General features: G+C 72.5%; 20 protein-coding genes, 2 tRNA genes and 2 pseudogenes. 18 read left to right on the top strand and 6 right to left on the bottom strand.

Going from position 1 to position 21112, the window contains the following annotated elements; translation table 11 throughout:
* Window positions 1-88: 88 nt before the first annotated feature.
* Complete coding sequence (locus ACZ4SV_RS20625) at window positions 89-610, bottom strand: DsbA family protein (RefSeq protein ID WP_365884264.1); 522 nt, start codon at window positions 608-610, stop codon at window positions 89-91.
* Between the two features lie 218 nt (window positions 611-828).
* Here ACZ4SV_RS20625 and ACZ4SV_RS20620 point away from each other — a divergent pair, with 218 nt between their 5' ends.
* Together ACZ4SV_RS20620 and ACZ4SV_RS20615 are read left to right on the top strand one after the other, a co-directional pair.
* The gene (locus tag ACZ4SV_RS20620) at window positions 829-1281 is read left to right on the top strand and encodes a hypothetical protein (RefSeq protein WP_468005930.1); all 453 of its coding nucleotides are present in this window, start codon (window positions 829-831) and stop codon (window positions 1279-1281) included.
* 133 nt (window positions 1282-1414) lie between these two features.
* On the top strand, window positions 1415-1588 hold the full coding sequence (locus ACZ4SV_RS20615; RefSeq protein ID WP_468006065.1) for a hypothetical protein: 174 nt from the start codon (window positions 1415-1417) through the stop codon (window positions 1586-1588).
* A gap of 111 nt (window positions 1589-1699) precedes the next feature.
* Here ACZ4SV_RS20615 and ACZ4SV_RS20610 read toward each other — a convergent pair whose 3' ends face one another.
* The gene (locus ACZ4SV_RS20610; RefSeq protein ID WP_365884025.1) at window positions 1700-2260 is read right to left on the bottom strand and encodes a CGNR zinc finger domain-containing protein; all 561 of its coding nucleotides are present in this window, start codon (window positions 2258-2260) and stop codon (window positions 1700-1702) included.
* 341 nt (window positions 2261-2601) lie between these two features.
* Window positions 2602-3015: an SsgA family sporulation/cell division regulator gene (locus tag ACZ4SV_RS20605; protein WP_004002642.1), complete on the bottom strand. Its 414-nt coding sequence runs from the start codon at window positions 3013-3015 to the stop codon at window positions 2602-2604.
* 191 nt (window positions 3016-3206) lie between these two features.
* Here ACZ4SV_RS20605 and ACZ4SV_RS20600 point away from each other — a divergent pair, with 191 nt between their 5' ends.
* The 5 genes from ACZ4SV_RS20600 to ACZ4SV_RS20580 all read left to right on the top strand — a co-directional run bounded on the left by ACZ4SV_RS20600 (window position 3207) and on the right by ACZ4SV_RS20580 (window position 5318).
* The gene (locus tag ACZ4SV_RS20600) at window positions 3207-3689 is read left to right on the top strand and encodes a TIGR02611 family protein (protein ID WP_468005929.1); all 483 of its coding nucleotides are present in this window, start codon (window positions 3207-3209) and stop codon (window positions 3687-3689) included.
* 84 nt (window positions 3690-3773) lie between these two features.
* Window positions 3774-3845, top strand: a tRNA-Val gene (locus ACZ4SV_RS20595).
* A gap of 200 nt (window positions 3846-4045) precedes the next feature.
* Window positions 4046-4210 (top strand): hypothetical protein, encoded by a 165-nt coding sequence (locus ACZ4SV_RS20590; RefSeq protein WP_468006064.1) that lies wholly within the window; start codon window positions 4046-4048, stop codon window positions 4208-4210.
* A 550-nt stretch (window positions 4211-4760) separates the two neighbouring features.
* Window positions 4761-5207, top strand: coding sequence for an SRPBCC family protein (locus ACZ4SV_RS20585; protein ID WP_365881818.1), 447 nt, complete (start codon window positions 4761-4763; stop codon window positions 5205-5207).
* Window positions 5208-5246: 39 nt separating this feature from the next.
* Window positions 5247-5318, top strand: a tRNA-Val gene (locus tag ACZ4SV_RS20580).
* Window positions 5319-5384: 66 nt separating this feature from the next.
* Here the strand turns inward: ACZ4SV_RS20580 and ACZ4SV_RS20575 are convergent.
* Window positions 5385-6110 carry a 3'-5' exonuclease gene (locus ACZ4SV_RS20575; RefSeq protein ID WP_365881820.1) on the bottom strand — a complete coding sequence of 242 codons (726 nt, stop codon included), beginning with the start codon at window positions 6108-6110 and terminating at the stop codon, window positions 5385-5387.
* 168 nt (window positions 6111-6278) lie between these two features.
* Here ACZ4SV_RS20575 and ACZ4SV_RS20570 point away from each other — a divergent pair.
* The 4 genes and pseudogenes from ACZ4SV_RS20570 to ACZ4SV_RS20555 form a co-directional block, all read left to right on the top strand.
* Window positions 6279-6842: pseudogene (locus tag ACZ4SV_RS20570) on the top strand (DUF4365 domain-containing protein); the annotation flags it as partial.
* Window positions 6842-8068, top strand: a pseudogene (locus ACZ4SV_RS20565) (hypothetical protein). The pseudogenes ACZ4SV_RS20570 and ACZ4SV_RS20565, both read left to right, overlap by 1 nt.
* A 112-nt stretch (window positions 8069-8180) precedes the next feature.
* Window positions 8181-10157 carry a threonine--tRNA ligase gene (gene thrS, locus ACZ4SV_RS20560; protein ID WP_468005928.1) on the top strand — a complete coding sequence of 659 codons (1977 nt, stop codon included), beginning with the start codon at window positions 8181-8183 and terminating at the stop codon, window positions 10155-10157.
* A 76-nt stretch (window positions 10158-10233) separates the two neighbouring features.
* Window positions 10234-10791 carry an HIT family protein gene (locus tag ACZ4SV_RS20555; protein WP_365881828.1) on the top strand — a complete coding sequence of 186 codons (558 nt, stop codon included), beginning with the start codon at window positions 10234-10236 and terminating at the stop codon, window positions 10789-10791.
* 78 nt (window positions 10792-10869) lie between these two features.
* Here ACZ4SV_RS20555 and ACZ4SV_RS20550 read toward each other — a convergent pair whose 3' ends face one another.
* Together ACZ4SV_RS20550 and ACZ4SV_RS20545 are read right to left on the bottom strand one after the other, a co-directional pair.
* Window positions 10870-12516: a hypothetical protein gene (locus ACZ4SV_RS20550; protein WP_397969525.1), complete on the bottom strand. Its 1647-nt coding sequence runs from the start codon at window positions 12514-12516 to the stop codon at window positions 10870-10872.
* Between the two features lie 202 nt (window positions 12517-12718).
* Window positions 12719-14920 carry an elongation factor G-like protein EF-G2 gene (locus tag ACZ4SV_RS20545; RefSeq protein ID WP_365941554.1) on the bottom strand — a complete coding sequence of 734 codons (2202 nt, stop codon included), beginning with the start codon at window positions 14918-14920 and terminating at the stop codon, window positions 12719-12721.
* Window positions 14921-15172: 252 nt separating this feature from the next.
* Between ACZ4SV_RS20545 and pgsA the strand changes: the two genes are divergently transcribed.
* The 7 genes from pgsA (at window position 15173) to ACZ4SV_RS20510 (ending at window position 21044) form a co-directional block, all read left to right on the top strand.
* On the top strand, window positions 15173-15892 hold the full coding sequence (gene pgsA / locus ACZ4SV_RS20540) for a phosphatidylinositol phosphate synthase (RefSeq protein WP_468005927.1): 720 nt from the start codon (window positions 15173-15175) through the stop codon (window positions 15890-15892).
* The gene (locus tag ACZ4SV_RS20535; RefSeq protein WP_468005926.1) at window positions 15889-16797 is read left to right on the top strand and encodes a phosphatidylinositol mannoside acyltransferase; all 909 of its coding nucleotides are present in this window, start codon (window positions 15889-15891) and stop codon (window positions 16795-16797) included. Before pgsA ends, ACZ4SV_RS20535 begins: the two co-directional genes overlap by 4 nt.
* Window positions 16794-17954: a glycosyltransferase family 4 protein gene (locus tag ACZ4SV_RS20530; RefSeq protein ID WP_468005925.1), complete on the top strand. Its 1161-nt coding sequence runs from the start codon at window positions 16794-16796 to the stop codon at window positions 17952-17954. Before ACZ4SV_RS20535 ends, ACZ4SV_RS20530 begins: the two co-directional genes overlap by 4 nt.
* A 100-nt stretch (window positions 17955-18054) precedes the next feature.
* Window positions 18055-18597: a hypothetical protein gene (locus ACZ4SV_RS20525; RefSeq protein WP_365874927.1), complete on the top strand. Its 543-nt coding sequence runs from the start codon at window positions 18055-18057 to the stop codon at window positions 18595-18597.
* A 115-nt stretch (window positions 18598-18712) separates the two neighbouring features.
* Window positions 18713-19618, top strand: coding sequence for a pyridoxal 5'-phosphate synthase lyase subunit PdxS (gene pdxS, locus ACZ4SV_RS20520; protein WP_365874929.1), 906 nt, complete (start codon window positions 18713-18715; stop codon window positions 19616-19618).
* A 19-nt stretch (window positions 19619-19637) separates the two neighbouring features.
* On the top strand, window positions 19638-20243 hold the full coding sequence (pdxT, locus tag ACZ4SV_RS20515) for a pyridoxal 5'-phosphate synthase glutaminase subunit PdxT (protein WP_468005924.1): 606 nt from the start codon (window positions 19638-19640) through the stop codon (window positions 20241-20243).
* A 48-nt stretch (window positions 20244-20291) separates the two neighbouring features.
* Window positions 20292-21044, top strand: a complete 753-nt coding sequence (locus tag ACZ4SV_RS20510) for a YebC/PmpR family DNA-binding transcriptional regulator (protein WP_397936904.1) — start codon at window positions 20292-20294, stop codon at window positions 21042-21044.
* Window positions 21045-21112 lie beyond the last annotated feature (68 nt).

Raw genomic sequence — 21112 nt, 5'->3', positions numbered from 1 at the left:
CTCGTTCTGGCCGGCCGGCCGGGCGCGGCGTCCCCGGCCCGCCCGCCGGTCCGTCGGCCGGTGGCCGCCGCTTCCGTCCGTCGGCCGCTCAGGCCGGGTCGGCCAGCAGCCGGTCCGCGATCTCCTCGATACGCGCGCGCAGACCCTCCTGGCTCTTGCCGCCGTCCAGCCGCTCGCCGCCGATGACGTACGTCGGCGTGCCGGTCACGCCGATCGCCTTGCCCTCGGCCTGGTCGGCGTCCACGATCAGGATGTGCCGGCCGTCGATCAGCGCGGTGTCGAACTCCTCGGCGTCCAGGCCGAGTTCGCCCGCCACCTCGACCAGGAAGGGTTCTCCCCGACGGTCCAGCTCCGCCACCCGCTCCAGCACGGCCTCCACATACGGCCAGCCCTTGCCCTGCTCCAGCGCCTCCTCGGCGGCCTGCGCGGCGGCGAAGGCGTGCCGGTGCTTCTCCAGCGGGAAGTGCCGCAGCCGCAGCTCCAGCCGGTCGCCGTAGCGGGCGCGCAGGGCGCGTACGTCGTCCAGGGCGGTGCGGCAGTCGGGGCACTGCAGTTCGCACCACACGTCGAGGACGACGGCAGCGGTGCGTGCGGGGGAGGAGTCGCTCATGCCCACCAGTCTCCCAGGCCGGACGCGGACGGCCCAACCTGGCCTCGGCGGGCGCACGCCGTCCCGCGCCGGCACCGTCCCGGGACCGGCCCTCCCGTTAGGACCCTCCCGTAGGAGAGGACCCGGAGATGCCCCTGATGTCCGGCTGGACCATGGCCACGCGGGGACCCGGCGGTGCACGATGGAAGCGATCGAACCCAGCCAGCCGGGAGGACCGGATGATTGCCGAGACAGTCTGCTCCGCCGTGTCGGCGGCGGGCCTGGGAATCGCGGTGGTCACGGCCTACCGCAGACGCTTTCTGGCGGCCGCCCGCGTCGCGGCCTACGCACTGGTGCCGATCGGCCTGGTGATGACCGGTGTCGTCGGCTGGCTCACCCGCACCGCGCTGAGCCCCACCGCCTGGGCCGGCCTCGGCGTGCTGGGCGCGGCCTGGCTGCTGTTGGCCGGTACGCGCGCCGTGGAGCGCCGCCGCGGCGGCCGTGCCGGGCGCGCGGCGGCCGGCACGGCGGACCGGGACCCGGTGGCACCCGCGGCCCCGGCACCGCCCCTGGGCGGTGCGGCCCGGCCCGCGGCACGCCCGGCCACGCCCCGGTCCGCCGCGCCCCGGACCGGGGACTCCGCGGACGACTTCAGCGACATCGAGGCCATCCTCAAGAAGCACGGCATATGACAGTCACATAACTGGCTGAAGCGACACAGTGGGTCACGCGGGTGGCCGAAATCGTTCACCAGCCGAACGAGACCTCGCGGTATCGGCGCACTCCCGCACGATCCATGGGCGCCGATCGCGGGCGGGGTGTCCGGTGCGTCATGATCTGCGCGAGATGCTGGACACGTCACAGAGCGAGGCCCCGCCACAGGAGGACGAGCCTCGCGGGTGCCTCTTCGCCCTTTCCCAGCCACCGCTGATGATCTTCCTTGCGGTGATCGGGTGTCTGCTGCTCATGGCTGCGCTGCACGACCTGCTGCTGCTGTGAGCCGTACACGTCCGTCCCGGCGCCACCCGCCGGGACCGACGTCGCACCGAGCAGCGGTCGCGCCCGCCCCCGGCCCGGCCCCGGTGGCCTCCGGCCCGCCCCGCCCCCTCCTCAGCCCGCCGCTTCCTTGCGCCGGGCGCGGTAGGCGGCGACATGCAGCCGGTTGCCGCAGGTGCGGCTGTCGCAGTAGCGGCGCGAGCGGTTGCGGGAGAGGTCCACGAAGGCGCGCCGGCAGTCCGGTGCCTCGCAGCGCCGCAGCCGTTCCCGCTCGCCGGCCACCACGAAGAAGGCGAGCGCCATCCCGCAGTCGGCGGCGAGGTGATCGGCCACGGAGGCGCCCGGCGCGAAGTAGTGCACATGCCAGTCGTAGCCGTCGTGGTCCGTCAGCCGGGGGGTGGTGCCCGCGGCGGCGACCAGTTCGTTGATCATCAAGGCCGCCGACCGGGCGTCGGGGGCCGCGAAGACCGCCGCGAACCGGCCCCGGACCCTGCGCACCGCCGAGAGATCGAACTCGGACAGCACGCCGACGTCGCTCATTTTGTGGTTCCGCACGAAGTCCGCGAGCGCCGGGACATCGGGCAGGCCGTCCGCCGCCGCGTCGTCCTCGGGCGCGGTGTTCACCAGATCCACCATGGTGTCGAGGGCGCACCGGGTGTCGTGGGTGATCAGCACGTTTCGCTCCCTGGCGTGGAGGTCGGGCGGGCGCCCGCCGATGCTGGCCGATCGTAGCGACAACCGCGCCGACCGCACCCGTCCTTGCCCGACCCCGGTCGCCGGGAGAACGCCTCGGCGGGGTGACCGGTTCCCGGCGGCCCCGCCCAGCCGTCCGGGCCCGGCGCGGTCCGTGGACGCACGGTGGCCGTGCGGACGCGCACCGCGACCGGCACCCCGCAGGCCGACGCCGCCCCGTGAGCGCTCACGGAGACGGCGTCGGTCCCATGCCGTATGCGGTTGTCTCGGCCCGCGCCGTCTCCCCGAGTGGACGGCGTCGGGCTGCTCCGAAGGGCCGCGGCCTAGCTCTCCGCAAGGATGTGCGACAGCTCCTGATCCAGGTCGAAGTGCCGGTGTTCCGTGCCGGGCGGCACGGCGGCGTCGGTTCGCTTCAGGAAGGACTCCAGGGCTCGCGCCGGAGCCTCCAGCAGGGCCTCCCCCTCCGGGGAGCTGAGGGCGATGCACACGACGCCCTGGCCATGACTGCGTGATGGCCAGACGCGGACGTCGCCGGTGCCGGTGGGCCGGTGCAGGCCCTCGGCGAGGAGGTCGCGGGCGAACACCCACTCGACGGTCTCCTCGGCTCCGGTGTGGAAGGTGGCGTGCACGGCGTAGGGGTCGGCCGTGTCGTACCGCAGGCCTGCGGGGACAGGCAGGGAGGACTCGCTCGACACAACGAGGCGCAGGTGCAGCTCGCAGCTGACCGTGGTGTTCATAAGCGCCAGGGCCTTTCGCTCAGTGTGCGCTCGGGGATTCGCACGTCGGCGAAATCGACATGCCACCTACGGTGCCGTTGTAAACCCCTCTGAGGGTTTTGCGTGGGTTTACGTAACTCTTCCGGCCGAGAACTCGTACCGGATCGGGGGCCATTCCGGTGACTGGATTCACTCGGGTAGGGTTTGTCTGTATGAATACGGGGAGTGACGAACCGGGCGAGGTCGCCGTGGTGGCAGGCGAAGCGGGGACGGACCGGCCGGAGGCCGGCCAGGAGAGCGGCCAGGAGAGCGGGGACGGGAGCGGGCTCGGCTCGCGGGCGCCGGAGTTCGTCAGGTCCCGCCGGCTGCTGCATCTGAGCTGGCAGGTCGGCATCTTCGTGATCGGCCTCGCGGTGGTCGTGGCGGGCATCATCATGCTCCCGCTGCCCGGCCCCGGCTGGGTGGTGATCTTCGGCGGCATGGCGATCTGGGCGACCGAGTTCGTCTGGGCCCAGCTCGTGCTCCGCTGGACCAAGCGCAAGGTCACCGAGGCGGCCCAGCGGGCCCTCGACCCCAAGGTGCGGCGCCGCAACATCACCCTGACCGTGCTCGGCCTGGTGATCATCGGGGTGCTCGCCGGGATCTACCTGTGGAAGTTCGGCCTCGTCATGCCGTGGAAGATCAAGGATCAGTGACGGGCCGGCGGGGCCCGGCGGCACCCGTCGCCCGGCCCCGGTCGGAAGCACCCTCTGACATGCGGTAATGTTCTTCCTGCGCCCGGGCGATTAGCTCAGTGGGAGAGCGCTTCGTTCACACCGAAGAGGTCACTGGTTCGAACCCAGTATCGCCCACCCGGACCGACGGCCCACCTGCGACCAGCAGGTGGGCCGTCGGCGTTCGCGCAGCCGTCACAGGGTGAAGCCGACCGGGGGCACCTGTCGCCGTCAGTCGTCAGAGGGTGATGACAGGCTTTCCCTGGGTGTGGCCGCGTTCGGCCTCCCGGCGCGCCTCGGTGATCTCGTCCAGCGGGTACGTCACGGCGAGGTAGGCCGTGAACCCCGAGCGCAGCTTCCAGCCGACCGGGTCGACGCCGGCCGCGGTGACCCGGATGCGGATCTCGCCGGGAGAGGGGCGGCTTGAACAGCAGGGCCTCAGCCATAACGAATTCCTGATTCTGTGGTGTCTGGCGCGGCATCGGGACCGCACCCCGGCATGAGTTCGCTAGCGGAGGGGAGTCCGGCGAGGCGCCCGCGTCACGTCCAGGCTCGTAGCGACGGCCGGGTGCGGCGGCCATAGTGGCTCCGGGGACGGGACGGTGACGATCCGTTACTCGTGGTGGAGTGCCGAGGAGCGGGCCGAGGGAATCCACCGGAGTGTCGCGCCCGTCGCGAAGAAATACCCGAAGACCGGGGTCAAGGCGGACTTCCAGGCTTACCGGCCCTTCTGGGGGAAATTCCCGACACAGGCGGCGGGCGGAAATCCGCCGGACGTTTTCCAAAGCCCCGTCACATTCCTGCGGAAGTACGACAAGCGAGGAATTCTGCTCGATCTCAAGCCGCAGGCGCAGCCCGGGTGGCTGAGGCCGGATCACTTCCGTGAGGGCCGCGACCGCGCGCCGGCCCGGCCCGGGGCAGTGGGGGAGCGCCGTCGCACGGGCGGCGGCGCTCGTCCTCCCAGCGTGCGGGCGGCCAGGGCCCGGCGCATGAGTACCCGTACTCAGATCCACGCCCCCGCTGCCACCCGCCCGCCCCGGGCAGACTCACCCCATGGACTGGAACCACTACCGTTTCCGCAGCCTGTGGCCCCTGCCCGCGCCGCCCGCCGATGTGTACACGGCACTGGAGCGGCCCGAGGACTACCCCCGCTGGTGGCCCCAGGTGCGGTCGGTGACCCTGCTCGGCGAGGACACCGGAGTGATCACCATCCGGTCCGCGCTGCCGTACGGCCTCACCTCCACCCTGCGGGCGGCCCGCCGCGACCCGGCCGCCGGCGTCCTGGAGGTCACTCTCAGCGGAGACATCGACGGCTGGGCCCGCTGGTCCGTCACCGGCGACGGCACCGGCTCGCTGGCCCGTTACGAGCAGGAGGTCACCGTGCGCAAGGCGCTGCTCAGGCGGCTCGCCGTACCCGGACGGCCGCTGTTCCGCCTCAATCACCGCCTGATGATGCGGTCCGGGCGGCGCGGGCTGCGGCGGCACCTGGCCGCGGTTTGAACGAAGGGTGCCCGGGCCTGTATGGTTCAGTGCGTTCCCGGGCGATTAGCTCAGTGGGAGAGCGCTTCGTTCACACCGAAGAGGTCACTGGTTCGAACCCAGTATCGCCCACCGGGAAAGGCCGGTCCGCAGCAGCGGACCGGCCTTTTTGTCGTCGCCCTTGCCGTCGTCCGCCGCTCACGCCGCCGCCGGCACCTCCGGGCGCAGCGGCCAGTCGGTGCACACCGTCTCCGCCGACCCGCTGCGCGCGAACCACGCCTGGAGCCCGCGCGCCTGCGCCGCGTGCCAGTCCGCCTGGAGCGCGTGCAGCTCGGCGGGGGACAGCCGTTCCAGCCGGGTGGCGAAACGATGCCCCAGGGCCCGGACGACCTCCAGCGCGGCCAGCGCGTCCGCCGCCGCGTCGTGCGCGTCCTGGAGCGTCACGCCGTAGTGCCCGCACAGGTCGGTCAGCGTGCGGCGGCCCTTGCGGTACCGGTCGAGCTGCTTGTCCAGCACCCGCGGGTCCAGCACCAGCAGCGGCACCGAGGGGAACCAGCGCTCCAGCGGGGACGCCCGGTGCCGACGCAACTCCCGGTCCAGCAGCGTCAGGTCGAACGGCGCGTTCATCACCACCAGCGGGCGGCCCAGCGTCGCGTGCTCCGCCAACTGCTCGGCTATCTCGTACATCACGGGCGCCGGCCAGCGCCCGTGGTGCTGCAGGTGCTCCTCCGTCAGCCCGTGCACCGCCGTCGCCGCCTCCGGCACCGGCACCCCCGGGTTCACCAGCCAGCGCGACACCCGGGGCCGGGTCCCCGGCGCGTCCTGGACGACGACGGCGGCCGAAACGATCCGGTCGGCCTCGACGTCCACGCCCGTCGTCTCCGTGTCGAAGGCGGCCAGCGGCCCCTCGTACCAGGTCGTCATCCCAACCCCAACTCCTCGCTCACCCATGGCGGGTGACGTTCCGTCTTCCGCCCGTTTGGTGATACCCGGGCCGTTTGCGCCGTACGCCGCGAGGAGACAACAGGTATACGGGTCCTGGCTGTTCAGCAACCCGTGGCACAACGCACCGGGTTCGAAAGGCTGTTGGTCATGGCCATCGCGCAGCCCGAGCGGGGCGGGCTGCTGCCCGACCGTCCGGCCGCCCTCCGCGGCACGCTCGCCGCCACCGCCTGCATGGAGACACTGCAGATCGGCTATCTGCACGCGGTCGCCGCCGCGGCCGGCTGTTCGCTGTCCCAGCCCTGCCCGGACAACGGCATCGACTGGCACCTCAGCCACAGCGCACCCGGCCACACCGTGGACGACGAGGTCACCATCAAGGTGCAGCTGAAGGCCACCTAACAGATCGCGCCCCACCCGCCGGGCCGCTTCTTCTCCTTCCCGCTCGACAATGCCCACCTGCGCAAACTGGCCCGCACGCCCGTCTCGGTGCACAAGATCCTGGTCGTCATGCTCGTGCCGCGCTCCCGGGACGACTGGCTGCGCGCCGGCCACGACCGGCTCGACCTCAGGCACTGCTGCTACTGGACCAACCTCGCCGGCCACCCCGTCACCGGCCGGCACCGGACCACCGTGCGGGTACCGACCTCGCGCATCTTCGACGACCGGGCCCTCTGCGAGATCATGACGCGGGTCGGGACGGGAGGCAGACCATGGGGAACCGCCCCGACGGCCCGCCGGCCGGACGGATCCCGCCCCGCCCCGACGGCCCGTCCCCGCCCCGGCACCCGCGGCCCGCCGACGTCGACCCCGCCGTGCTCGGCGCCCTGCTGCACCGGCACGGCTGGCAACGGCGCGGCGGCACGCCCGGCCGCTACGGCCGCTGGACCCCGCCCGGCCCGGCCGGCCGCGGCACCAGCCTGCTCGTCCCCGAGGACCGCGCCTTCCCCGACAGCGACGACCTGCTCGGCGAGGCCCTCGACGCCCTCGCCCGCAGCGGCACCGCCCACGCCCGCGAGGTGCTGCTCGCCCTCGCCGTGCCCAGCGACGAGATCCGCTGGTGGCGCGACACACCCGGCGCGGCCGCCGGCGCCGCCTCCTGGGGCGCCGACGAGCACCTGCGCGGCGCCGCCCGGCAGACGCTGCTCGCCGCCGCGCTCGCCACCCGGGCGCGGGCCGGCTACCACGGCGCCCGCCACCGCCGCGCCGCCACCGCCCTCCTCGACGGCGTCCTGGTCGCTCCCGCCGCCGAGGGCCGCGCCCTGGCCGCCTTCGTGCCCGTGCCCGCCGGCCGCGCCCTCACCGTCCGCCTCCACCAGGCCCTCCACGCGGCCCGCGAGGCCGTCGACTACCGGCGGGCCACCGGCCGGATGGACGCCTTCGACGGCGCCGTCGAGGCCGGCGTCAGCCGGGAGCTGACCGAGGCGCCGGCCGCGCTCGTCCGGGGCACGCAGGGCGCCCGCCTCGCCGTCGCCTGGGCCCCCGGCGCCGGCGTCCCGGACGGCTGCGCGCCCCTCGCCGGCCCCGTCGAGTTCTCGCCCGGCGACCTGCGCCGCCGGGTCCGCCGCGGCGCATGCGGACGACGGCGCCGGTGATGCCGACCGGGACGGACGGCTCCGCGCGCAGATAGCGGGCGGCGGCCTCGCGGAGCGCGGGAGGGCACCGTGCGCCTGCGCGTCCTCGCCGGCGCCGAGGTGCCCTACGTCCGCGCCACCCTGGGCGAGGCCGACTACCGCACCGCCGGCCACGCCCACCTCGACGGCCTGCCCGTGCGCGTGCACGGCCGGCTGGAGCGCCGCGGCGGCTTCCGCCGGCTCACCGGCGCCTCGGGCGTCGTCCCCGTCCCGGTGGACGACGCCGAGCGGGACCGGCTGCTGAAGGCCCTCCAGGAGAACCCCGTGCACCCCGGCCTCTTCGAGGAGGCCGGCGGGGACGGGTGAGGGCCCGGGGACGCAGCGTAACCGTTTCGCGGTCTCAGCCGTCGGGTCGGTACGATCGCCCTGCGCGCGCTCCTGGTATGGCGCCGCACCCCCCTTCAGTCAGGAGAGACCGGTGTCAGACGTCCGTGTGATCATCCAACGCGATTCCGAGCGGGAAGAACGCGTGGTGACGACGGGCACCACGGCCGCCGACCTCTTCGCGGGTCAGCGCTCGGTCATCGCCGCGCGCGTGGGCGGCGAGCTGAAGGACCTCACCTGGGAACTGTCCGACGGCGACGAGGTCGAGGGCGTCGAGATCTCGTCCAAGGACGGCCTGGACATCCTGCGCCACTCCACCGCGCACGTCATGGCGCAGGCCGTGCAGGAGCTGTTCCCCGAGGCCAAGCTGGGCATCGGCCCGCCCGTCAAGGACGGCTTCTACTACGACTTCGACGTCGAGAAGCCGTTCACGCCCGAGGATCTCAAGGCCATCGAGAAGAAGATGCAGGAGATCCAGAAGCGGGGCCAGAAGTTCGCCCGCCGTGTCGTCACCGACGAGCAGGCGCGCACCGAACTGGCCGCCGAGCCGTACAAGCTGGAGCTGATCGGCCTCAAGGGCGCCGCCTCCAGCGACGACGGCGCGGACGTCGAGGTCGGCGCCGGCGAGCTGACGATCTACGACAACCTGGACGCCAAGACCGGCGAGCTGTGCTGGAAGGACCTGTGCCGCGGCCCGCACCTGCCCTCGACCCGGCTCATCCCGGCGTTCAAGCTGATGCGCAACGCCGCAGCCTACTGGCGCGGCAGCGAGAAGAACCCGATGCTCCAGCGCATCTACGGCACCGCCTGGCCGTCCAAGGACGAGCTGAAGGCGCACCTGGACTTCCTCGCCGAGGCCGAGAAGCGCGACCACCGCAAGCTGGGCGCCGAGCTGGACCTCTTCTCGATCCCCGAGCAGATCGGCTCCGGCCTCGCCGTCTTCCACCCCAAGGGCGGCATCGTCCGCCGGGTCATGGAGGACTACTCGCGCCGCCGGCACGAGGCGGAGGGCTACGAGTTCGTCTACACCCCGCACGCCACGAAGGGGAAGCTCTTCGAGACGTCCGGGCACCTGGACTGGTACGCCGACGGCATGTACCCGCCCATGCAGCTCGACGAGGGCGTGGACTACTACCTCAAGCCCATGAACTGCCCGATGCACAACCTGATCTTCGACGCGCGCGGCCGGTCGTACCGCGAACTGCCGCTGCGCCTCTTCGAGTTCGGGACCGTGTACCGGTACGAGAAGTCGGGCGTCGTGCACGGCCTGACCCGGGCGCGGGGCTTCACCCAGGACGACGCGCACATCTACTGCACCCGTGAGCAGATGTCCGAGGAGCTGGACAAGACGCTCACCTTCGTCCTCGGCCTGCTGCGGGACTACGGCCTGACCGACTTCTACCTGGAGCTGTCCACCAAGGACCCGGAGAAGTTCGTCGGCTCGGACGAGGCATGGGAGGAGGCGACCGAGACCCTGCGCCAGGTCGCCGAGAAGCAGGGCCTGCCCCTCGTCCCGGACCCGGGCGGCGCGGCCTTCTACGGCCCGAAGATCTCCGTCCAGGCCAAGGACGCGATCGGCCGGACCTGGCAGATGTCGACCATCCAGCTCGACTTCAACCTGCCCGAGCGGTTCAACCTGGAGTACACCGGCCCGGACGGCTCCAAGCAGCGCCCGGTCATGATCCACCGCGCGCTGTTCGGCTCCATCGAGCGGTTCTTCGCCGTCCTGCTGGAGCACTACGCGGGCGCCTTCCCGGCGTGGCTGGCCCCGGTCCAGGCCATCGGCATCCCGATCGGCGACGCGCACGTGGAGTACCTGGAGAAGTTCGCGGCCGCGGCCAGGAAGAAGGGCCTGCGCGTCGAGGTGGACTCCTCCTCGGACCGCATGCAGAAGAAGATCAGGAACGCGCAGAAGCAGAAGGTGCCGTTCATGGTCATCGTCGGCGACGAGGACATGTCGGCCGGCTCGGTCTCCTTCCGCTACCGCGACGGCTCCCAGGAGAACGGCATCCCGTTCGACGACGCCATCGCCAAGATCGAGGGGATCGTGGCCGAGCGGACCCAGGTCTGAGCCGCCGCCCGCACCGCGAAGGCCCCCGGGAACACCGTCCCGGGGGCCCTTTGCCGTGCCTTTCCGGTGAGGCCATATGCTGCCTGGTATGACGAGTGAGCCGGAACAGCAGATCGGAGTGGGGACCCAGGACGCGTTCCAGCGTCTGTGGACGCCTCACCGGATGGCCTACATCCAGGGCGAGAACAAGCCGACCGGCCCGGGAGCCGACGACGGCTGCCCCTTCTGTTCGATTCCGGCCAAGTCGGACGAGGACGGGCTGATCGTCCGGCGTGGTGAGCGGGTGTACGCCGTCCTCAACCTGTACCCGTACAACGGCGGCCACCTGATGACCGTGCCGTACCGGCACGTGGCCGACTACACCGAACTGACCGACGCGGAGACCGCCGAGCTGGCGGAGCTGACCAAGCAGGCGATGACGGCGCTGCGCACCGCCTCCGGCGCGCACGGCTTCAACATCGGCATGAACCAGGGCACGGTCGCGGGCGCGGGCATCGCCGCCCATCTGCACCAGCACATCGTCCCGCGCTGGGGCGGCGACACCAACTTCATGCCGGTCGTGGGCCACACGAAGGTGCTGCCGCAGCTGCTGGCCGACACCAGGACGATGCTGGCGCAGGCCTGGCCGGCGTAGGACGGGCCCGGCCCTTGCGCGTGCGGGTGACGGCGGCCCACGGGCCCGTCACCCGCGCCGGCTGAGGCCGCGGGCGGTCTACGCGTCGTACAGGTCGGCCTTCCTCGGGCTCGGGTCCTGGACGTTGCCGCTGAGGAACGACGAGCGGGCGCCGAACTTCTCGGTGTCCACGCCGTTCTCCTTGAGCACCTTGATCGCGGCCGAGTGCACCACGCGCAGCACCGGCGTGGCCGCGCGCAGCGCGTCGTCGGCCATGAAACGATGACGCCACGGCTGGTCGGCCCAGGCGTGCCGCAGACCGAACGGCTCGGGCAGCCCCAGCGAGCCGCCCAGCCAGTTCAGCAGCGGCGGATACCAGGTCAGCGGGGCGCGGGCGGCGAGCCGCACCACCTCGTCGGTGGTGACCAGGGGCAGCTTGACGGTGCGGTTCTCCCAGGGCTTGAGCGACTTCGCGACCTCCTTGGTCGGGGCCTCCGGCTTGCTGGTGAACAGCGAGTTGACCGGCCCCAGCGCATGGCCGGTGACCTCGATGCGCAGGGTCTGGTGCAGCACGGTCACCGTGATCAGCATGGTGATGACCAACTGCCCGTCCCAGAGGGTCCACTGCACGCCCAGATAGTGCCGGTCGCCGCTGCCGAACTGCTGGTTGTTGCAGATCTCCTGTATGGCGTGCGGCTTCACCCGGAACGCCTCCACGTCGGTGCCCTCGGGCCGGGACACCGACCCGGCCTTCTCACCGATCGGCGTGACGATCCAGTGCCGTACCGACGGCTTGGGGAAGCCGCCCGTGTGCAGCGGGCCGCGCTCCAGCAGGGCCAGCTGGTCGTGGATCGCGCGTATCACGTCCCAGCTGCGGAAGGGATGGATCTCCCGGCCGGCCTCGGCGGGCACGAGATCCTCGGCGAGCTGCCAGGCGCCCCAGCGGGTGCCCATGCCGAGTATGCCCTTGGGCCCGGCGTAGAAGACCGAGTTGGACTGCTGCTCGGCGCTCAGCCGGGCCAGGGACTGGCGCAGGTCCTCGGCGGAGGTGTGGCCGGGCCCGCGCGGCACGGCCTCCGGGACCTTGGCGCCGACGCTGGTCCCGGACAGCAGGCCGTCCCAGCGGGCCCGCAGGTCGTGGGCGGTGCGCTCGCAGATCCGCCGGGCCCAGAACCAGCCGAGCACGGGGACGACGACGCAGGCGCGGGCGTACCACGCCCAGAAGCCGGTGAACGGCATCTTGACCAGGAACAGCGCCGCGAGCAGGCCGAAGCCCAGCAGGAGCGTGGTGGCCAGCGTCCCGGCCCGTCGGTCGTCGCGCCGGGCGACGAAGGAGCGCAGCAGGAAGACGAGCAGCCAGCCGAGCAGACCGGGCAGGAAGAGCAGGCCGCAGACGACGGTGATGACGCTGAGCAGATTGTCCCGTTCCCGGCGGATGTTGTTCGCGGCCAGCGCGTGCTCCACCACGAACTGCGGCTCGACGCCGAAGGACTGGATGAGCGCCTTGCGGCCCGGGGCCAGCATCCGGTCCACCAGGGCCCGGGAGAACGCCTCGCCCAGGTTGGGTCGGAGCATCTTGATCCGGCCCGCCTTGACGGTCGACTGGTGCCACTCGTTGTCGGCCTTCTTGATCTCCTCGACAGGGCTGTCCCGGTACGCCGCCGAGGCCAGCGCGGCCGTCGCCGCCTGACCCTCGCCGCCCGAGACGGGCACCTGGGGCCCGTCCCACTCCGTGCCAAACGACATTCCCGCCCCCATCGCCGCCGGTGCCGTTCCTGCGGCCTTCCCGACTTCCCTGCTCCGCACACCTGTTGGACCGCGCGCCGTGCCCGTACCGGCCGACTGCGGACGGTCGTGGCACGACGTGATCAGGGTATCCGCCGGCACCGGCGGCCCGCGGGCGGACGGCGGAAGCCGCCCGTCCGTGCGCCCGGTCCGTGCTCCCGTGCTACCCCTCGTCCCCGGCCAGTTCGCGCAGGCGGGCGGCGATCTGCGGCGGCATCGGCTCGTGCCGGGCGTAGGCACGGTCGAAGCGGGCCGTGCCGTGCGAGAGCGAGCGCAGGTCGACCGCGTACCGGCCGATCTCGAACTCGGGCACCTCCGCCCGGATCAGCGTCCGTCCGGAACCCACCTGTTCGGTGCCGAGCAGCCGGCCGCGCCGGCCGGACAGGTCGCTCATCACGGCGCCCACGTAGTCGTCGCCGACCAGCACGCTCACCTCGGCCACCGGCTCCAGCAGATGGATCCCGGCGTCGGCCGCGGCCTCGCGCAGGGCGAGCGCGCCCGCGGTCTGGAACGCGGCGTCGGAGGAGTCCACCGAGTGGGCCTTGCCGTCCAGCAGGGTGACCCGCACGTCCACCAGCGGATACCCGGCCGTGACGCCCTTGGCGGCCTGGGCCCGTACGCCCTTCTCGACGGACGGGACGAACTGCCGGGGCACGGCGCCGCCGACCACCTTGTCGACGAACTCGATGCCCGAGCCGACGGGCAGCGGCTCCACCTCGATCTCGCAGATCGCGTACTGGCCGTGGCCGCCGGACTGCTTCACGTGCCGGCCCCGCCCGGTGGCCCTGGCCGCGAACGTCTCGCGCAGCGGCACCCGGTGCGGGACGACGTCGACCTGGACGCCGTAGCGGCTGCGCAGCCGCTCCAGGGCGACGTCGGCGTGCGCCTCGCCCAGACACCACAGGACCACCTGGTGGGTGTCCTGGTTCTGCTCCAGGCGCATCGTCGGATCCTCGGCGACCAGCCGGGCCAGGCCCTGGGACAGCTTGTCCTCGTCGGCCTTGCTGTGCGCCTGGATGGCGAGCGGCAGCAGCGGGTCGGGCATCCGCCAGGGCGCCATCAGCAGCGGGTCGTCCTTGGCGGAGAGGGTGTCGCCGGTCTCGGCGCGGCTCAGCTTGGCCACGCACACCAGATCGCCGGCGACGGCGTGGGTCACCGGGCGCTGCTGCTTGCCGAACGGCATGGACAGGGCGCCGGTCTTCTCGTCGACGTCGTGGTCCTCGTGCCCGCGGTCGGCGAGGCCGTGCCCGCAGACGTGCACCGTCTGGTCCGGGCGCAGGGTCCCGGAGAAGACGCGGACCAGCGACACCCGGCCCACGTACGGGTCGGAGGCGGTCTTGACGACCTCGGCGACCAGCGGGCCGTCCGGGTCGCACGGCTTCAGCTCGCGCGGCTCGCCGCCGGTCGTGGTGACCGCGGGCAGCGGGTGCTCGGACGGGGTCGGGAAGCCGCCGGTGACCAGTTCCAGCAGCTCCACCGTGCCGAGGCCCTGCCGGGCGCCCTCGGCGGCGGGGGCGGCGGCCAGCACCGGGAAGAACGAACCGCGCGCCACGGCCCGCTCCAGGTCCCGGACGAGGGTCTCGACGTCGACCTGCTCGCCGCCCAGATAGCGGTCCATCAAGGTCTCGTCCTCGCTCTCCGCGATGATCCCCTCGATGAGCCGGTCGCGGGCCTCCTCGATGCCGGGCAACTGATCCTCGCCGGGCTCGGACTCCTTGCGCTCGCCGGTCGAGTAGTCGAACAGCTTCCGTGACAGCAGCCCGACCAGCCCGGTCACCGGGGTGTGTCCGTCCGGGCCCTCGGGAGCGCGCAGCGGCAGGTACAGGGGCAGGACCGCGTCGGGGTCGTCGCCGCCGAAGACCTCGGCGCAGACCCGGGTCGTCTCCTCGAAGTCCGCGCGCGCGGCCTCCAGGTGCGTGATCACGATCGCGCGGGGCATGCCGACGGCCGCGCACTCCTCCCACACCATCCGCGTCGAGCCGTCCACCCCGTCGGCGGCGGAGACCACGAAGAGGGCCGCGTCCGCGGCGCGCAGCCCGGCCCGCAGCTCCCCGACGAAGTCGGCGTAGCCGGGGGTGTCCAGCAGGTTGACCTTGATGCCGTCCCAGGCGACCGGCACCAGGGAGAGCTGGACCGAGCGCTGCTGGCGGTGCTCGATCTCGTCGTGGTCGGAGACGGTGCCGCCGTCCTCCACGCGGCCCGCCCGGTTCACCGCCCCCGCGGTCAGCGCGAGGGCCTCCACCAGGGTCGTCTTTCCCGAACCGGAGTGGCCGACCAGCACCACATTGCGCAGGGACGCGGGCCGGTCGGCCGTGAGAGCCCTGCCGGCGGCCCCGGGGTGGTGTGACTGTGCCTTGTCGCCCATGATCCTGCCTCCCGTGCACGGTGAGGTCACTGTGGGCGCGGACACGCGGGATCCGCGTGCTCTGGCGGCTCCGGCGACGCCCGCGGTTATTCGAGCTTTCCACTCCCGTCACGCCCCGTCCATACGAAGGACTACGAAGCGTGCGCGCGGGTGACCGTTTCCGTGACCGGCGGCCCGTGCGCCGCCGCGCGCACCGCTCGCCGGCGCCGCCGCCGGGTGCCCGCCCGTCGGCCCCGCGCGCGCCTGGCTACGATGGGCCAGCCGGCGGCCAGCAGGGCCGCGGCGTCACCGACCGTCGGGAAGGCCATGCTGAACAAGTACGCGCGTGCATTTTTCACGCGTGTCCTCACGCCGTTCGCCACGTTTCTCATCCGCCGGGGCGTGAGCCCCGACACGGTCACGCTCATCGGCACCGCCGGAGTGGTCGCGGGAGCGCTGGTCTTCTACCCCAAGGGAGAGTTCTTCTGGGGCACGGTCGTGATCACCCTGTTCGTCTTCTCCGACCTGGTCGACGGCAACATGGCCCGTCAGCTGGGCCGCTCCAGCCGCTGGGGCGCCTTCCTCGACTCCACCCTGGACCGGGTCGCCGACGGCGCGATCTTCGGCGGCTTCGCGCTCTGGTACGCGGGACAGGGGCACGACAACGCGCTGTGCGCGGTGTCGATCTTCTGCCTGGCCAGCGGGCAGGTGGTGTCGTACACCAAGGCGCGCGGCGAGTCGATCGGCCTGCCGGTCGCCGTCAACGGCCTCGTCGAACGCGCCGAGCGGCTGGTGATCTCGCTGGTCGCGGCCGGTTTCGCGGGCCTGCACAAGTTCGGGGTGCCGGGCATCCAGTGGCTGCTGCCGATCGCGCTGTGGATCGTCGCGGCGGGCAGCCTCGTCACCCTGGTCCAGCGGGTCGTCACCGTCCGCCGCGAGTCCGCCGAGGCCGAGGCGGCCGCCCGGCAGAGCACCGGCGGGGCCGCGCAGTGAGCACCGCCGACCGGCTCACCGACGCGCTGTACGGCCTGGGCTGGAGCGGCGTCAAGAAGCTCCCCGAGCCCGCCGCCGTGCGCCTCGGCCGCACCATCGCCGACCTCGCCTGGAAGCAGCGCGGCAAGGGCGTGCTGCGGCTGGAGGCGAACTACGCGCGCGTGGTGCCCGGCGCGGGCCCCGAGCGGCTGGCGGAGCTGTCCCGCGCGGGCATGCGTTCGTACCTGCGTTACTGGATGGAGTCCTTCCGGCTGCCGGCCTGGAGCGCCGAGCGGGTGCGGACCGGCTTCGACCCCCAGGACGTCCACCACCTGACCGACGGGCTCGCCGCCGGCCGGGGCGTCATCCTCGCCCTGCCGCACCTGGCCAACTGGGACCTGGCCGGCGCCTGGGTCACCACCGCGCTGCGGACCCCGTTCACCACGGTCGCCGAGCGGCTCAGGCCGGAGACGCTCTACGACCGCTTCGTCGCCTACCGCGAGGGCCTGGGCATGGAGGTGCTGCCGCACAGCGGCGGCACCGCCTTCGGCACCCTGGCCCGGCGGCTGCGCGACGGCGGCCTGGTCTGCCTGGTCGCCGACCGCGACCTGTCCGCCTCCGGCGTCCAGGTCGACTTCTTCGGCGAGCCGGCCCGGATGCCGGCCGGTCCGGCGCTGCTCGCCCAGCAGACGGGCGCGCTGCTGCTGCCCGTCACCCTCTGGTACGACGACTCACCCGTCATGCGGGGCCGGGTCCACGCCCCGGTCGAGGTACCGGAGTCGGGCACGCGCGTGGAGAAGACCTCCGTCATGACACAGGCGCTGGCCGACGCCTTCGCCACCGGGATCGCCGCGCACCCGGAGGACTGGCACATGCTGCAGCGCCTGTGGCTCGCCGACCTCGACCCCGCGAAGGGAACCGCGTGAGAATCGGGATCGTCTGCCCGTACTCCTGGGACGTGCCCGGTGGCGTCCAGTTCCACGTCCGCGACCTCGCCGAGTACTTCATCCGCCTCGGCCACCACGTCTCCGTCCTCGCCCCGGCCGACGACGACACCCCGCTGCCGCCGTACGTCGTCTCGGCCGGCCGCGCGGTCCCGGTGCCGTACAACGGCTCGGTGGCCCGGCTGAACTTCGGGTTCCTGTCGGCCGCGCGGGTACGGCGCTGGCTGCACGACGGCGCGTTCGACGTGGTGCACATCCACGAGCCGACCTCGCCCTCGCTGGGCCTGCTGACCTGCTGGGCGGCCCAGGGCCCCATCGTCGCGACGTTCCACACCTCCAACCCGCGCTCGCGCGCCATGATCGCCGCCTACGCGATCCTCCAGGCCGCGCTGGAGAAGATCAGCGCGCGGATCGCGGTCAGCGAGTACGCCCGGCGCACGCTGGTCGAGCACCTCGGCGGGGACGCGGTCGTCATCCCCAACGGCGTCGACGTCGACTTCTTCGCCGGAGCCGAGCCACGGCCCGAGTGGCAGGGCGGGACCATCGGCTTCATCGGCCGGATCGACGAGCCCCGCAAGGGCCTGCCCGTCCTGATGAAGGCGCTCCCGGCGATCCTGGCGGCCCGGCCGGGGACCCGGCTGCTGGTGGCCGGCCGGGGCGACGAGGAGGCGGCCGTCGAGCACCTGCCCGAGGAACTGCGCCCGCGCGTGGAGTTCCTCGGCATGATCAGCGACGCGGACAAGGCCCGTCTGCTGCGCAGCGTCGACCTGTACGTGGCGCCCAACACCGGCGGCGAGAGCTTCGGCATCATCCTGGTCGAGGCGATGTCGGCGGGCGCGCCCGTGCTCGCCTCGGACCTGGACGCGTTCGTGCAGGTCCTCGACCAGGGCGAGGCCGGCGAGGTGTTCGCCAACGAGGACGCCGACGCGCTGGCCGTGGCGGCCGTACGGCTGCTGGCGGACCCGGCCCGCCGCGCCGGGCTGCGCGAGCGCGGCAGCGCCCATGTGCGGCGCTTCGACTGGTCCACGGTCGGCGCGGACATCCTGTCCGTGTACGAGACGGTGACGACCGGCACGTCGGCCGTCGCCACGGACGAGCGCACGGGTCTGCGGGCGCGGCTCGGCCTGGCCCGGGACTGACCGGCGTACGGGGCGGGACGCCGGCCGGCGCCCCGCCCCGCCGGGCCCGCCCCGTACCGCGCCTTGGAGGCCGTACCCCGCCTGCCGATAGCCTTCCGCCGTGACCGCAACCCTCATCTGGATCCTCGTCGCCCTGCTCGCCGTCGGCGTGTACCTCAGCTGGACGGCCGGACGGCTGGACCGGCTGCACGTGCGGATGGACGCGGCCCGCGCCGCGCTCGACGCCCAGTTGCTGCGGCGGGCCTCGGTGGCCCAGGAGCTGGCGACCTCGGGCGTCCTGGACCCGGCCGCCTCGATCGTCCTGTACGAGGCGGCGCACGCGGCCCGGCAGGCCGAGGAGGAGCAGCGCGAGGTCGCCGAGAGCGAACTGAGCCAGGCGCTGCGGGCGGTCTTCCGGGACGCGGCCCAGGTGGAGGCCGTCCGCGTGGCCCCGGGCGGCGACGAGGCCGCCCGTGAGCTGGCCGAGGCGGTCCGCCGGGTGCCGATGGCCCGCCGCTTCCACAACGACGCCGTGGGAGCCGCCCGCAGGCTCCGCGAGCACCGCAAGGTCCGCTGGTTCCGGCTGGCCGGCCACGCCCCCTTCCCGCTGGCCTTCGAGATGGACGACGAGCCGCCCGCGGCGCTGGTCGAGCGGGTCTCCTGACCCCGGACCGGCCGAAAACGATCCACCGGCTTTCCATTGGCCCTTGCTGTGGCCTGGTCCGCTCGCGTTTTCTCGGGAGTGCAGAAACCCTCTTTCACCACCAGCGAGGTCACCCGTGTCCACCATCGACAACCAGGCTCCCGAGACCGGCACCGCCCGCGTGAAGCGCGGCATGGCCGAACAGCTCAAGGGCGGCGTGATCATGGACGTCGTCACGCCGGAGCAGGCGAAGATCGCCGAGGACGCGGGCGCCGTCGCGGTCATGGCCCTGGAGCGGGTCCCGGCCGACATCCGCAAGGACGGCGGCGTGGCCCGCATGTCCGACCCGGACATGATCGAGGGCATCATCGAGGCCGTCTCGATCCCGGTCATGGCCAAGTCCCGCATCGGCCACTTCGTCGAGGCCCAGGTGCTCCAGTCCCTCGGCGTCGACTACATCGACGAGTCCGAGGTGCTCACCCCGGCCGACGAGGTCAACCACTCCGACAAGTGGTCCTTCACCACCCCGTTCGTGTGCGGTGCGACCAACCTGGGCGAGGCCCTGCGCCGCATCTCCGAGGGCGCCGCGATGATCCGCTCCAAGGGCGAGGCCGGCACCGGCAACGTCGTGGAGGCCGTCCGCCACCTGCGTCAGATCAAGGGCGACATCGCCCGGCTGCGCGGCCTGGACAACCACGAGCTGTACGCCGCCGCCAAGGAGCTGCGCGCCCCGTACGAGCTGGTCAAGGAGGTCGCCGAGCTGGGCAAGCTGCCGGTCGTGCTGTTCTCCGCCGGCGGCGTCGCCACCCCGGCCGACGCGGCCCTGATGCGGCAGCTCGGCGCCGAGGGCGTGTTCGTCGGCTCCGGCATCTTCAAGTCCGGCGACCCGGCCAAGCGCGCCGCCGCCATCGTGAAGGCCACCACCTTCTACGACGACCCGAAGATCATCGCGGACGCGTCCCGCAACCTCGGCGAGGCCATGGTCGGCATCAACTGCGACGTCCTCCCCGAGTCCGAGCGCTACGCGAACCGCGGCTGGTAACCCACAGGTACGACACCCCATGAACACTCCTGTCATAGGCGTCCTGGCCCTCCAGGGCGACGTCCGGGAGCACCTCATTGCCCTGGCCGCGGCCGACGCCGTGGCCAGGCCGGTGCGGCGTCCCGAGGAACTCGCCGAGGTCGACGGCCTCGTCCTGCCCGGCGGCGAGTCGACCACCATCTCCAAGCTGGCCGTCCTCTTCGGAGTGATGGAGCCGCTGCGCGCCCGCGTGCGCGCCGGTCTGCCCGTCTACGGCACCTGCGCCGGCCTCATCCTGCTCGCCGACAAGATCCTCGACCCGCGCTCGGGCCAGGAGACGGTCGGCGGCATCGACATGATCGTGCGCCGCAACGCCTTCGGCCGGCAGAACGAGTCCTTCGAGGCCGCGGTCGACGTCAAGGGCGTCGCGGGCGACCCTGTGGAGGGCGTCTTCATCCGCGCCCCCTGGGTGGAGTCCGTGGGCGCCGCGGCGGAGGTGCTCGCCGAGCACGAGGGACACATCGTCGCCGTGCGCCAGGGCAACGTGCTGGCCACCTCCTTCCACCCGGAGCTGACCGGCGACCACCGCGTGCACGCCCTGTTCGTGGACATGGTGCGCGCGAACCGGACGCACGAGTCCTTGTAGGATCTCTGCCGTTCGTACAGAGATGGGTTACGCGAAGGAGACAGGCAGATGTCCGGCCACTCTAAATGGGCCACGACGAAGCACAAGAAGGCCGTGATCGACGCCAAGCGCGGCAAGCTCTTCGCGAAGCTGATCAAGAACATCGAGGTCGCGGCCCGGATGGGCGGTGCCGATCCGGACGGCAATCCGACGCTGTACGACGCCATCCAGAAGGCGAAGAAGTCGTCGGTCCCGAACAAGAACATCGACTCCGCGGTCAAGCGCGGCGCGGGCCTGGAGGCCGGCGGCGCCGACTACGAGACGATCATGTACGAGGGCTACGGTCCGAACGGTGTCGCGGTGCTCATCGAGTGCCTCACCGACAACCGCAACCGCGCCGCCTCCGAGGTCCGCGTCGCCATGACCCGCAACGGCGGCTCCATGGCCGACCCGGGCTCGGTGTCGTACCTGTTCCACCGCAAGGGCGTCGTCATCGTCCCCAAGGGCGAGCTGTCCGAGGACGACGTGCTCGGCGCGGTGCTGGACGCCGGTGCCGAGGAGGTCAACGACCTCGGGGAGAACTTCGAGGTGCTCAGCGAGCCGACCGACCTCGTCGCGGTGCGCACGGCCCTCCAGGACGCCGGCATCGACTACGAGTCCGCCGAGGCCAACTTCGTCCCGACCATGCAGGTCGAGCTGGACGAGGAGGGCGCCAAGAAGATCTTCAAGCTGATCGACGCGCTGGAGGACAGCGACGACGTGCAGAACGTCTTCGCCAACTTCGACGTGAGCGACGAGATCATGGAGAAGGTCGACGCGTAACGCGCGCGGCTGGCCGACCGGGCCGACGGGACACGTCCCCCGTCGGCCCGTCGCGTTGTACGGCGTTG

The organism is Streptomyces sp. NPDC027672 (assembly GCF_055566335.1).
Note: the sequence above shows the minus strand (reverse complement) of the source record. Positions and strands in the feature narration are given on the sequence as shown.